This window comes from Variovorax sp. Varisp53, assembly GCF_059491555.1.
Genome location: NZ_CP168512.1, coordinates 2,057,752 through 2,069,980, shown reverse-complemented (window position 1 = coordinate 2,069,980; position 12,229 = coordinate 2,057,752). Strand labels below are relative to the sequence as shown.

Sequence of the window (12,229 nt, the reverse complement as noted above, 5' to 3'; positions counted from 1 at the left end):
CTGCAACAGAACAGAAGTCGAGTCGCCCTCGAGCAGGCGAGGCCGCTCGCTGAACTCAGGAATTGACGTCGACGACGACCCGCCCACGGACTTTTCCGTCCAGCAGCCTTGGAGCCGTGGCGATGACCTCGGAAAGGCCGATCTCCTCGGCGATGTCCGGTAGCTTGGAAAGGTCTAGGTCGATGGACAGGCGCGTCCATGCCGCGATTCGTTCTTCGCGAGGGCACATCACGCTGTCGATGCCCACAAGCGTTACGCCACGCAGGATGAACGGGGCGACCGATGCGGGAAGGTCCATTCCTCCAGCGAGGCCGCATGCGGTCACGACGCCGCGGTACTTGGTTGCGGCACAGATGTTTGCGAGTGTGTTGGAGCCGACCACGTCGACGGCACCGGCCCAGCGCTCTTTCTGCAGCGGACGGCCGGGCGCCGCGAACTCGGCACGATCCAGCACGAGGCTTGCACCGAGCCCCGTGATGTACTGCGCCTCGTCCAGGCGGCCGGTCACGCCCGCGACCTTGTAGCCGAGCCTGGCGAGGATCGCCACCGCAAAGCTGCCGACGCCACCGGCTGCCCCGGTCACCACGATCTCGCCCGCTTCCGGTGTCACCCCGTGGCGCTCCAGTGCCATGACGCAGAGCATGGCGGTGTAGCCTGCCGTGCCGATCGCCATGGCCTCGCGCGGAGAGAAAGTCGTCGGCAGCGGCACGAGCCAATCGGCGTCAACGCGTGCGCGTTGCGCCAGGCCTCCCCAATGCCGTTCACCCACGCCCCAGCCATTCAGCAGCACGGCATCGCCGGGCTTGTACATCGGGCTTTCGGACTGTTCGACCACGCCCACCAGATCGATGCCTGGAATCATCGGGAAGGAGCGGGCGATGGGAGCGCGTCCGGTGATGGCCAGCGCATCCTTGTAGTTGAGCGTGGAGTAGCTCACGCGAACCGTCACGTTGGCATGCGGAAGCTCGCTGTTGTCGAGCTGCTTGAGCGCGGCTCGATCCGGCCCTGGGCCGTCATCGATGACGATGGCTGAGAAATGTGATTGCATGGTATTTGGACCTGTCTTCTGTGAGGGGAAAAGCCGGTGCGCGGCAAATCAACGGTGCCGGAATACGGGCGCGCGTTTCGACAGGAAGGCATTCATGCCCTCCTTCTGGCCGTCGGTCGCAAAGGCTGCCTGGAACAGCCGGCGCTCGTGCAGCATGCCTTCGGACAAGCCTATTTCCAGGGCGCGGTTGACGGCTTCCTTTGCCATGCGAACGGCCGGGGCGTTGTAGCCAGCGATGGTGTGGGCAGCCTCGAGAGCCGTCTGCAGCAATTCGCCCGCCGGCACGATTCGCGCGACAAGGCCGGCTGCCTTTGCTTCAGGCGCGGTAAGGCTGCGACCGGTAAGAATCAGGTCCATGGCCAAGGCCTTGCCCACCGATTTCGTGAGACGCTGAGAGCCACCTATGCCGGGCAGGATGCCAAGCTTGATTTCGGGCTGTCCGAAGTGCGCATCCTCGGATGCGATGATGAAGTCGCACATCATCGCGAGTTCGCAGCCGCCGCCCAATGCATAGCCGCTGACGGCCGCGATGATCGGCTTGGAGACCTCGATGAGCTCATTCCACGCGGCGAAGATGTCACGTGACTGGAGTTCTGCGAACGTCTTGTCGGCCATCTCCTCGATATCGGCCCCTGCGGCGAATGCGCGGGGACTTCCAGTGATCACGATGGCGCCAATGTTGTCGTCCACGTCGAAGGTCTTCAGGGCGCTGACCACCTCACGGGACATGCGCACATTCAGTGCGTTGAGCGATTTCGGGCGATTCAGCGTAATGAGGCCGACCCGGTCCCGGCGCTCGACGATGATGGTCTCGTACCGTGCGGACAAAGCGTCCCGGGGTACTGGCGCCGTGGCAGGGTCGGCGGCTGCTGCGGGGACGCCCTTCGCGGGGACTGGCGCAGAGGTCTTGGGTGAAGTTGCGGCGATGGACATTTGGAGTTCTCCTTCAGACAGATGAAACAGATGGTTCAAGCAGCGGCGTCGAGCTCTGCGCTGCCGGCCGCAGGTGCGTAATCGCCGGTGCGCGACATCAGTTCTGCGAGGATGCTTTCGCGGTGTTCATCCAGGCCCGGAGCGCGCAAGGGCGTCAGTACATCGATGTCGGCAAATGCGCTCATCTTGATGGGATTGCCAGCTGTACGGATAGGCTTCTTTCCTGCGCCTTCAACTTGAACAATCATGTTGCGCGCCAGCAGCTGCGGATGGTCGAACAGCTTGTCGATCGTGTTGATGGGCGCGCACGGAACGCCGGCTTCGTTGAGTCGCGCGATCCAATGGGCAATCGGCTTGATTCGTGTGATGTCTTCGATGGCCTGGACCAACGCCGGACGGTTCTGACAGCGCAGGTCATTGGTGAAGAACCGCACGTCCAACGCCAGCTGAGGGCTCTCCAGCGCATCTGCCATCAGCATGAACAGCTGGTCATTGCCTGCGGCGATGACGAATCGCCCATCCTTGGCGGCGAAAGTCTCGAAGGGTGCAAGGGAAGGATGGCAGTCGCCAGTCCGCGTGGGGACCTTCTTCTCCACGTCGAAACGAGCGAGTGCCGTTTCCATGAGGGCTGCCTGGCAGTCGAGCATGCCGATGTCCACGCGGGTGCCCTGGGCGTCACGTGTCCTCTTGTAGAGCGCCGAAATGATTCCGATGGCTGCGAACAGCGCTGCGCTGAGGTCCCCGAAACTTGTGCCAACCCGTGCCGGAGGCGCGTCTGGCCATCCGGTCAGGCTCATTACGCCTCCCATGGCCTGCACGACCATGTCGTAGCCGGGGAGGTCGCTGAAGGGGCCTGTATGCCCAAAGCCCGAAATGGAAGCGTAGACCAGATGAGGGTGGGTGCGAGCCAGACGCTCTGCGCCGTAGCCGAGTCGGTCCAGCACACCAGGGCGGAAGTTCTCCACCAGTACGTCCGCTTCGGACAACATTCGCTCGAGCAGGTCACGATCGCGTGGGCTCTTGATGTCCAGCGCGATGCTTTCCTTGCCTCGGTTGAAGCACATGAAGTACGCCGACTCATGATCCACGAAGGGGCCGAACGCTCGGGTGTCGTCGCCAGTCGCGATGCGCTCGATCTTGATGACGCGCGCTCCGAGGTCCGCCAGCACCATCGTGCAGTAGGGACCGGCAAGTACGCGCGAGAAGTCCAGGACGGTGATTCCGTCCAGCGGCCCTTTCTTGGGGGGCAATCCCTGGGGGGTATTCATGGCGGATGTCTCCTCTGTTGGGTGAGTCAGATGCCAGCGAGAATCCAGCGTGCGGCCTTCTCGGCAATCATGAGCGTTGGACTGTTGGTGTTGCCGCTGGTGATGGTCGGCATGACCCCGGCGTCGACCACCCGCAGGTTCTTGACGCCGTGGACTCGCAGATGGCTGTCGACGACCGAGAGTGGGTCGCGAGCAGGGCCCATGGCGGTGGTTCCGACCGGATGGAAGATGGTCGTTCCGATGTCGCCTGCCAGCCGGGCGAGTTGCTCATCCGTTTCGTATTGAGGTCCGGGCTTGTACTCGACCGGCTTGTAGGGGGTCATGGCTGGTTGAGCGGCGATGTGCCGCGTTACGCGCAATGAGTCCGCTGCGACCTGCCTGTCTTCCGAGGTGCTCAGGTAGTTCGGCGCAATGCGCGGAGCCTTGTTGAAGTCGGGGCTCGAAATGGAGACTTGCCCGCGGCTGGTTGGATTCAGGTTGCAGACGCTCGCTGTGATCGCCGGGAAGGTGTGAAGAGGTTGGCCGAACGCTTCCAGGCTCAAGGGCTGAACGTGGTACTGAATGTTCGGGTGAACGTACGACGGGCTGCTGCGAGTGAAGATTCCGAGCTGGGACGGGGCCATGCTCATCGGGCCGCTGCGCCTGAGAAGGTACTCGAGGCCGATTCCCGCCTTGCCCCACAACGTCGAGGCTTGGGTGTTCAAGGTCTTGGCTCCCTCCACCTTGTAGACCGACCGGATCTGGAGGTGGTCCTGGAGGTTGGCTCCGACGCCCGGCAAGTGTTTCACCACGGGAATCTGCAGCTGACGCAGGGTGCTCTCGTCGCCGATGCCTGAGAGCTGCAACAGCTGCGGGGAGCCGATCGCACCACAACTCAAGATGACTTCGCCCCTCGCGTGAACTGTTTGGCGATGGCCGTTCATCACCAATTCGACGCCATGGCAGGCAGGCTGGCCGTCGGCGGATTGCTTGAGCAGGAGCCGGCTGGCTTGCGCACCCGTCCACACGGTGAGATTTACGCGGCTCCTTCGAACGGGCCTCAGGAATGCCTTCGAAGCATTCCAACGCCATCCGCTGCGTTGATTCACCTCGAAGTAGCTGACGCCATCGTTGTCGCCGCTGTTGAAGTCATCTGTGGCAGGGATGCCAGCTTGCCTGGCCGCGTCAGCGAAGGCATCCAGCACTTCCCACTTGAGGCGTTGCTTCTCGACGCGCCATTCTCCGCCGGACCCATGGAGCGACTTGAAGGCTTCTCCATGCCCATTCAATGCTGCTGCGTTCCGGGCATCCAGGCGGTAGTGGTTTTCGTGCGCCCTGAAGTCGTTCAGGCAGTTTTCCCAACGCCATGCGTCGTCGGCGGTGATGTTTGCCCAATGCTCGTAGTCTCGGGCTTGTCCGCGCATGTAGATCATGCCGTTGATGCTGGAGCAACCGCCCAAGGTTTTGCCCCGTGGATACAGAAGCTCGCGCCCATTCAGGCCAGGTGAAGCTTCGGTGCGGAAGCGCCAATCGGTTCGGGGGTTGTCTATGCAGTAGAGGTAGCCGACCGGGATATGAATCCACGGATAGTTGTCAGGTCCGCCCGACTCCAGGAGAAGGACCTTCCTGGTCGGGTCGGCACTGAGCCGGTTTGCCAGCAGGCAACCAGCTGTGCCTGCACCGACCACGATGTAGTCAAAGGATGAGGCGGTCATGGATGAAGTCCTGGCGCGGCAACCGGCGTGAGGTAACCCATTAAATAGACCGATCGTTTTTTAAAAGGCAAAAAAAAGGAGACCTTGGCCGCCGCACATCGCAGCAAGAGGCTGCCTTGGCTCGCCCATGGCGGGATGCTGAGAGAGGTTCTGGGCATGCATGGGACGCGTGTCATCTTGTAGTGCGCCAAGTGGTCAGTCGCTAGGGTAAGTCGGTCGATCTATTGCTGGGACGTCCTTTCGGACAGGTTCGCCATCCGCCCAGCTCTGCGGCAGGGCCTGCATTGCTGAGAGCTAGCCGCCCCTTCGTCGACGGCAAACAAATATTAGACCGATTGCCTAATTAAATGATTAGGGTTTGTTCGGTGTTTTTCGTGCTCCGAAGGCGCGCGTTTCCTTGTCCAGGTGTCCCGAGGAAACACTCTGGACATATTGAGCCGATTGGTCTAATACTTGCACGATGCATTCACTCGCCGCACTCCCTCGCAGAAGAGGGCGGCCGCCAAAGGCGGCTGGTGAGCACCGCGAAACTCGTGAGCAGCTGCTGCGAGCTGGAGTCGCCGCACTTACCGAGAAAGGTTTCTCATCGACCGGCATCGACGAAGTGTTGACGGCTGTTGGTGTTCCGAAGGGGTCGTTCTATCACTTCTTCGCCAGCAAGGAAGCCTATGGTGCGGAGCTCATCAGGCTCTACGCCGACTACTTTGTTCGCAAGCTCGACCTGGCGTTGCTTGATACGAGCCTGACGCCGCTTCAGCGCATCGATGCTTTTTGTAAGGAAGCTGAGCAAGGCATGGGCCGGTTTGACTTCAAGCGAGGCTGCCTCATCGGCAACCTCGGCCAGGAAATGGGCGCGCTCCCAGAAGCGTTTAGAACGCAGCTCAGCGACGTGCTCCTTGACTGGCAGGCGAGAGTTGAACGCTGCCTCGAGGAGGCGAAGCGTCTCGGCGAGATTCCAGAAAGAGCGAACTGCGCACGGCTATCCGCTTTCTTCTGGATTGGCTGGGAAGGCGCCGTCTTGCGAGCAAAGCTCGAGCGTAAGAACGAACCCCTGCGGATATTCGCCGAAGCTTTTCAGGCGTGCGTCAAGAACTAGAGTGATCTGCACCAATCGGGCTGAGGCATTCCGAAGTGCGTCGGAATTTCCGCCCGGTGCGCGCAAACCCTCAATACCCCCCGCCCCACATGCGGTCGCCCTGGGCGGAGCTGGGACGCGGAGCAGCAGCAGGTACTTTTGCAGGGCTTGAGCGTCACATCCGCCCGGTCCACTTCCGCTCGTATTCATGGTCGGCAAATTCATCAACCATGAAGTTGATGAACGCGCGAACTTTCGCCGACAAGTGTTTTCGATTGGGGTAGGCGATATTGATCGTGAGTTGCGGCAACTCCCACTCGTCCAGTACAGGCACCAAGCGACCGGCAACAACGTCGTCGTAGAGGATGTAGCTGGGCTGCACGAGTATTCCATGGCCGTTCAGCGCAGCTGCCCTGAGGACTTGGCCATCGTTCGACTCGAGCAAGCCATGAACCGCCACTGATTCCCGCTGCGCCCCGCGGGTGAAACTCAGTTCATTCGGGTTCTTCGCATAGACGTATAGCAAAAGCGCGTGCCGCGAAAGCTCGTTCGGGTGTTGCGGCACGCCTCGGTTCGCAAGGTATGCCGGCGAAGCCGCCAAGAATCTCCGTGTGGTCCCCAGCCGGCGAATAGTGATGGTGCTGTCCGGTTCCAGTTCGCGTGTTCGGATTGCGACATCGATCCCGTTGTCGATCATGTCCAAGTACCTGTTCGCGGTCTCTATGTGCACACGCAGCTGCGGGTACAACTGTTGAAAACGTGGCAAGCGAGGCGCAATGATTTGCATCGCGAAAGACAGCGAGGCACTCACTCGTAGAACGCCCGAGGGATTGAGCGTAGCGCTTTGGAGTGCCGATTCCGCGTCTTCCAACTCACTGAGGATGTGCCTCGCACGCTCAAGAAATTCCTGCCCCTCGCGTGTCAGGTACAGGCGACGCGTGTTCCGCTCTACGAGCCGCACCTTGACGCGGTTCTCGAGCGAAGCCAAGGTGCGACTTGCCGCAGGATTCGACAAGCCCAACGCCTCGGCGGCCTTGCCAAGCCCCCCACGCTCAGCAACCTGAATGAAGAGCGATAGCTCAGTGAATCGATCCATTTTTCCGACTTTTGGAAATGTGAATTCCGGGCTGGGTGGTTTTCGTCCTAATTGTGAAATTCTAAAGTGTGGCTCACCGGTTCGGTACATGGGTCTTATCCGAATCGCCCACTTTGGAGAAAGCATGAGCATCAATCGTTTCCGTGCGGCTCTTTCCCGCCGTACCGCGTCTGTACTCACGGCAGCAATGCTCGTAGGCGGATCCGTCTTCGCCCAGACAGCGTTTCCGACGAAGCCCATTCGGCTGGTCGTCGCCACGCCAGCGGGAACGTCACCAGACGTTTCGGCCCGTTTTGTTGCCGAGCGCCTCTCCAGGGATCTTGGACAGCCAGTGCTTGTAGACAACAAGCCGGGGGCAAGCTCGATCATCGGCGCGGACACAGTGGCCAAGGCTCCCGCCGACGGATACACGCTTTTCTACGGCACAGCTCCCGCGATCTCGCTCAATCCGCATTTGTTTACCAAGCTGCCATACAAGTCTTCAGACTTTGTGCCGATCATTCACCTCGTCGACGTTCCCTTTGTGCTGAGCGTTCGTACGAGTTCCCCGTACAAGTCAGTCGACGAGGTGTTGCAAGCCGCCAAGCAGCAGCCCGGCAAGCTGACCTATGCGTCTCATGGTCCGGGTACCCCCAACCATGTTGCGATGCTGGAGCTGTTGCAGAAGACCGGCGCGACGATGACGCACGTGCCATACAAAGATGGAGGCATTCTCGACCTCATGAGCGGAGTCGTGGATTGGGCGTTCGTCGCTTCGGCGGACGCCATTCCTCAAATCAAGGGAGGGAAGCTGCGCGCGCTGGCCGTATCTGCGAACGGACGTATGCCAAGTCTTCCTGGCATACCCGCCCTATCTGAGAGCTTCCCCGGCAGCCAGTTGTACTCGTGGAACGGCATCCTGGCGCCGCGTGGCACTCCTGCGGAAGTGGTGGATCGCTTGTCTGCGCCACTGCAGAAGATCGCGGCATCGAGCGAGTTTCGGCAGTACCTGCTCGAACTCGGATTGATTCCCGCCGGGGGAACGCCTGCAGAGTTTCGTTCGTTCCTGGCCAGGGATTTCGACAACTGGGGAGCAGTGGTGAAGCAGAACAGCATTCGACTCGACTGACTCAGCCAAGCGGAAAGCGTCAATCTCATCAATTCAAAAACGGAGTTTTAGTCATGACTTTCACGATCATTGCGCGCGACAAGCAGTCGGGTGATTTCGGTCTCTGCATTTCGAGCTTCTCGCCGGCGGTGGGTTGGATAGCGCCGTTCGGGTCGGCGCAGGCCGGCGTGCTCTCCTATCAATCCTCCGTGGAACCGCGGCTGGGCAAGGTGGCGCTGGGCTTGCTTGAAAGAGGATATTCAGCCCAGAAGGTGCTCATCGACATGGAGCAGATGGACAAACACTGGGAATACCGGCAGGTCGGCGTCCTCGATGCACGCGGCGGGATGGCGGTCTTCACGGGCAAGAAGAACTATCAATGGGCGGGGCACCGCATCGGGCCCGACTTCATCGCCTTCGGCAACGTGCTCGCCGGCGAGAAGACCATCGATGGGATCTGCGAGGCATGGGAGAGCAACCGAGCTGCGAGTTTCGACGACCGCTTGCTGCGCGCCATCGAAGGTGGCCGTGATGCCGGCGGCCAATTGGAGGGCCAGACCTCGGCGGCAATCAAGACGTTCGGCCGCAAGGGCACGGCGCGGCTCGATCTGCGCTGCGACCACGCGTCCGAGCCGATCGCGGAACTGCGGCGGATCGTCGACTGGTACATGCCACTGGTGGAGTATTACGAGGCGTTGGTCGATGACCCGTCGGTCATGCCCCGGCACAAGGACTGGCTCAAGGAGCGCGGTATCGAACGCGAGTACGGCAAACCGCCGTCGCACCTGGCCTGAACTTCAACCCATTCCTTTCGTAGAGCCAGACATGAGAATCAATCTTTTTCGTTGCGCCGTTTCACGCCGCACCGCGTCTGTATTCGCGGCAGCGGCACTCCTGTCCGCGTCCGCCTTCGCCCAGACGCCGTTTCCGACAAAGCCGGTGCGCCTGGTCGTCCCCTGGCCGGCAGGAGCCTCTCCGGATGTCACGGCCCGCTTCATTGCAGAGCGCCTTACCAAGGATCTTGGCCAGCCGGTCCTCGTCGACAACAGGCCAGGGGCGAGCCAGATCATTGGCACGGACCTTGTGGCCAAAGCTCCCGCCGATGGACACACGCTTCTCTTTACCGCGGCTCCGTCGGTCTCGCTCAATCCACATGTGTTTACCAAGCTTCCATACAAGGCATCCGATCTGGTGCCGGTCATCCATGTCGTGGAAGTTCCTTTTGTGATGATCGTTCGCGCTAACTCCCCGTTCAAGTCGGTCGATGAGTTGGTGCAAGCCGCCAAACGGGAACCGGGCAAGCTGAACTACGCGACATACGGAGACGGCACGCCAAGCCACATTGCTGCCCTCCAGTTCGTGCAGAAGGCGGGCATTGCTATGACGGCAATTCCATACAAGGATGGAGGCATCCTTTCTGTCATGAGTGGGGACGTGGAGTTTTCGATGGAAGCGTCAGCTGCCGCCATCCCTCAGATCAACGGAGGCAAGCTGCGAGGGTTGGCAGTGTCTGCAAACGGGCGTGTGCCGAATCTGCCAGGTGTCCCTGTCCTGTCGGAGATTTATCCCGGCAACCAGTTGCATTCATGGAATGGAATCCTGGCGCCGCGCGGCACCCCTCCGGAAGCCCTGAATCGTCTATCAGTGGCATTGCAGAAGATCGTGGCATCGAGCGAGTTCCAACAGAAGGCGCTCGATCTAGGCTTGATTCCAGTGGGTGGAACACAGGCGCAGTTTGCTTCATTCCTGGCCAAAGACTTCGAAGAGTGGGGAGCAGTCGTGAAGCGCAACAACATTCGCCTTGACTGAGCCTATACCTATTACCCTGACAAAAAATTCATCGTGACCTACACAGTAATCGGGCGCTGCCCTCGGACTCACCAGATCGGCGTCGCCGTTGCGACGTATTCAGTTGCCTTCGGGTCGTTCACGCAAGGAGCGCACAGTGCCTATGGCGTCGTGATGTCACAGGCCAACGGGCGCAGGCGGAATGCCCCTCTGGGGCAGAGCCTGCTGCGGCAAGGGCTAACGAGCAAAAGCGTGCTTGCAGCGCTGGTCCAGGATGACGTCCACGAGAGCCTTCGCCAGATCGCCGTGATGACACGAGACGGTTTGGGCGTGGTTCACACGGGCTCGCGCGTCACGGGTTGGGCCGGAGACAAGACGGGGACGGACTACACCGTCTTCGGGAACGTACTAGCAGGCGAACACGTGCTCAATGCGATGGAGGCCAAGTTCAATGAAGATGCGACCTGGCCGCTGGTTGAACGCCTCATCAGCACGCTGGAGTCCGGCAGGGACGCAGGTGGCCAGACCGCCAACGACCGACATTTGCCCGAGCGATCGGCCTGTGTGGTCGTGATGGATCGCGAGAGCTATGCGGCATGGGACCTGCGCGTCGACATGCACGGGACCGCGGTGGAGGAACTGCGTCGCATCTACAACCTGTACAAGCCGTATCAGCCTTACTACGAAGCACGGGAGGTCGACCCCACCAGCTGCCCGACCCAGTTGGCATGGGAGCGCGAGAGCCTGAGCGGCGCTCACCTCCAAGAAACGCTGAAGTGATCAGAGGGCAACTGCCGGCCCTTTGTGCCGCCTCTCCGAACGCCTTGCGCAATCGACGAAACCCCTGACCTTTCCGTCTTCATGAACTTCGCTGGCAACCTCGGCCAGGGTAACGGTGAAAGCCGGGCAGCCGGCCCATCCACTGTGAGCGGACACCCCAAGCGACCGCCAGTGGCGCCATGACGGTCCCCCTCTTGGCTGGCGCAGCGTTTTTCAGCGCGGCCGCCTTGCGCATCTGCGACGCGATGCTGCCGCGCTTGGCCAGCGACTTCAGCGTGACGCCGGGTACAGCCGGGCAGGTCATCATCTGGTTTGCCGTCGCCTACGGCCTGGTGCAGTTGCTGTTCGGACCGATGGGCGACCGCTATGGCAAGGCACGTTTGGTGCGTCTGGCGCTCGCCGGCTGTGCGGGGGCATCCTTGGCGTCGGCGCTTGCGCCCGACTTCCAAGTGCTCGTCTGGACCCGCGTCGCATGGGGCATCGCCGCCGCGGGCGTGATCCCGCTGGCCATGGCCTGGATCGGTGACACCGTCCCCTACGACCAGCGCCAGGTAACGCTGGCGCGCTTGCTCACAGGGACCATCTCGGGAATGATGGCAGGCCAGTTGGCCGGCGGATTCTTTGCCGAATCGGCCGTCGGCTGGCGCGCCGCCTTCCTCAGCTTGAGCGTGGGGTACTCCGTTGTGGCGCTCCTGCTCGTGGCGCAAGCGCGGCAGGTACATGCCTCGATCGCCGCGCCCGTCGCTGCTGCTTCTCGGGTGCCGATGTCGCAGCAGTTGCTGTACGTTCTGCGCCTGCCTTGGGCGCGTGTCGTGCTGCTGGCGGTACTGGCAGAGGGGTTCTTCCTACTAGGGCCGCTGAGCTATCTACCCACCTACCTGCATGTGCGCCACGAACTGCCGCTGTCCACGGCTTCTGCCCTGGCAGCTCTCAATGCGGTCGGCGGCTTGGTATACGCCTTCACCGCCAGGCACATCGTGGCCCGCTTCGGGGAATGGCGCATGGTGCTGGCAGGTGGCTGGCTGATGGGGATCGGCTTTCTGGCTTGGTGGATTTCTGCGGTGCCTCTGCTTTCTGGCCTTATCGCCTTGGTGGTGGGTTTCGGAACCTTCCTGTATCACAACACCCTGCAGACCCACGCAACCCAGATGGTGCCTGCGGCACGGGGGACATCCGTGGCCGTATTCGCGTCTTTCCTGTTCACCGGACAGGCGCTGGGCGTGACCGCCGCCGGGTATGTCGTGGACCGGTTCGGCTTTACTCCAGTCCTGTTGTCGGCGGCTGTTGCCTTGCCTTTCGTGGGCCGAAGTTTTGCGCGTGGCCTTCAGCGCCGGTCGGCTGGCGATTGAGTGCGCCCGGTTTCAATGGCGAGCCACGGTAAAGCGATCCATTTTTCCAAACTCAGGAAATATCATTTCCATTTCAGCGACTTTTCATCTACTTTGTGAAAATTTAAAGTT

General features: G+C 61.1%; 11 protein-coding genes. 6 read left to right on the top strand and 5 right to left on the bottom strand.

Going from position 1 to position 12,229, the window contains the following annotated elements:
• Window positions 1–55: 55 nt before the first annotated feature.
• The 4 genes from acuI to ACEOAB_RS09535 are packed head-to-tail and all read right to left on the bottom strand — an operon-like array spanning window position 56 to window position 4,943.
• Entirely contained in the window at window positions 56–1,048 is a 993-nt protein-coding gene (gene acuI, locus ACEOAB_RS09550) for an acrylyl-CoA reductase (NADPH) (protein ID WP_495653652.1), read from the bottom strand.
• 48 nt (window positions 1,049–1,096) lie between these two features.
• Window positions 1,097–1,981: an enoyl-CoA hydratase gene (locus ACEOAB_RS09545; RefSeq protein WP_413315982.1), complete on the bottom strand. Its 885-nt coding sequence runs from the start codon at window positions 1,979–1,981 to the stop codon at window positions 1,097–1,099.
• Between the two features lie 35 nt (window positions 1,982–2,016).
• Complete coding sequence (locus tag ACEOAB_RS09540) at window positions 2,017–3,249, bottom strand: CaiB/BaiF CoA transferase family protein (protein ID WP_309928804.1); 1,233 nt, start codon at window positions 3,247–3,249, stop codon at window positions 2,017–2,019.
• 26 nt (window positions 3,250–3,275) lie between these two features.
• Entirely contained in the window at window positions 3,276–4,943 is a 1,668-nt protein-coding gene (locus tag ACEOAB_RS09535) for a GMC family oxidoreductase (RefSeq protein WP_495653651.1), read from the bottom strand.
• A gap of 460 nt (window positions 4,944–5,403) precedes the next feature.
• Between ACEOAB_RS09535 and acuR the strand changes: the two genes are divergently transcribed.
• Complete coding sequence (gene acuR / locus ACEOAB_RS09530) at window positions 5,404–6,039, top strand: acrylate utilization transcriptional regulator AcuR (RefSeq protein WP_495653650.1); 636 nt, start codon at window positions 5,404–5,406, stop codon at window positions 6,037–6,039.
• A 154-nt stretch (window positions 6,040–6,193) separates the two neighbouring features.
• Here acuR and ACEOAB_RS09525 read toward each other — a convergent pair whose 3' ends face one another.
• Window positions 6,194–7,114, bottom strand: a complete 921-nt coding sequence (locus ACEOAB_RS09525) for a LysR family transcriptional regulator (RefSeq protein ID WP_145745807.1) — start codon at window positions 7,112–7,114, stop codon at window positions 6,194–6,196.
• A gap of 124 nt (window positions 7,115–7,238) precedes the next feature.
• Between ACEOAB_RS09525 and ACEOAB_RS09520 the strand changes: the two genes are divergently transcribed.
• The 5 genes from ACEOAB_RS09520 (at window position 7,239) to ACEOAB_RS09500 (ending at window position 12,118) form a co-directional block, all read left to right on the top strand.
• Window positions 7,239–8,222 carry a Bug family tripartite tricarboxylate transporter substrate binding protein gene (locus ACEOAB_RS09520; protein ID WP_413315979.1) on the top strand — a complete coding sequence of 328 codons (984 nt, stop codon included), beginning with the start codon at window positions 7,239–7,241 and terminating at the stop codon, window positions 8,220–8,222.
• 53 nt (window positions 8,223–8,275) lie between these two features.
• Window positions 8,276–8,995: a DUF1028 domain-containing protein gene (locus ACEOAB_RS09515; protein ID WP_145745809.1), complete on the top strand. Its 720-nt coding sequence runs from the start codon at window positions 8,276–8,278 to the stop codon at window positions 8,993–8,995.
• A 31-nt stretch (window positions 8,996–9,026) separates the two neighbouring features.
• Window positions 9,027–10,010, top strand: a complete 984-nt coding sequence (locus ACEOAB_RS09510) for a tripartite tricarboxylate transporter substrate binding protein (protein WP_186454224.1) — start codon at window positions 9,027–9,029, stop codon at window positions 10,008–10,010.
• Window positions 10,011–10,043: 33 nt separating this feature from the next.
• On the top strand, window positions 10,044–10,769 hold the full coding sequence (locus ACEOAB_RS09505) for a DUF1028 domain-containing protein (RefSeq protein WP_209535060.1): 726 nt from the start codon (window positions 10,044–10,046) through the stop codon (window positions 10,767–10,769).
• 179 nt (window positions 10,770–10,948) lie between these two features.
• A complete protein-coding gene (locus tag ACEOAB_RS09500) occupies window positions 10,949–12,118 on the top strand; it encodes an MFS transporter (RefSeq protein ID WP_495653649.1) in 1,170 nt (389 codons plus the stop codon).
• Window positions 12,119–12,229: the final 111 nt, after the last annotated feature.

Bases quoted from the DNA above. Each gene is read 5' to 3' on its own strand.
- acuI (WP_495653652.1), bottom strand. From the start codon at position 1,048: ATGCAATCACATTTCTCAGCCATCGTCATCGATGACGGCCCAGGGCCG.
- ACEOAB_RS09545 (WP_413315982.1), bottom strand. From the start codon at position 1,981: ATGTCCATCGCCGCAACTTCACCCAAGACCTCTGCGCCAGTCCCCGCG.
- ACEOAB_RS09540 (WP_309928804.1), bottom strand. From the start codon at position 3,249: ATGAATACCCCCCAGGGATTGCCCCCCAAGAAAGGGCCGCTGGACGGA.
- ACEOAB_RS09535 (WP_495653651.1), bottom strand. From the start codon at position 4,943: ATGACCGCCTCATCCTTTGACTACATCGTGGTCGGTGCAGGCACAGCT.
- acuR (WP_495653650.1), top strand. From the start codon at position 5,404: ATGCATTCACTCGCCGCACTCCCTCGCAGAAGAGGGCGGCCGCCAAAG.
- ACEOAB_RS09525 (WP_145745807.1), bottom strand. From the start codon at position 7,114: ATGGATCGATTCACTGAGCTATCGCTCTTCATTCAGGTTGCTGAGCGT.
- ACEOAB_RS09520 (WP_413315979.1), top strand. From the start codon at position 7,239: ATGAGCATCAATCGTTTCCGTGCGGCTCTTTCCCGCCGTACCGCGTCT.
- ACEOAB_RS09515 (WP_145745809.1), top strand. From the start codon at position 8,276: ATGACTTTCACGATCATTGCGCGCGACAAGCAGTCGGGTGATTTCGGT.
- ACEOAB_RS09510 (WP_186454224.1), top strand. From the start codon at position 9,027: ATGAGAATCAATCTTTTTCGTTGCGCCGTTTCACGCCGCACCGCGTCT.
- ACEOAB_RS09500 (WP_495653649.1), top strand. From the start codon at position 10,949: ATGACGGTCCCCCTCTTGGCTGGCGCAGCGTTTTTCAGCGCGGCCGCC.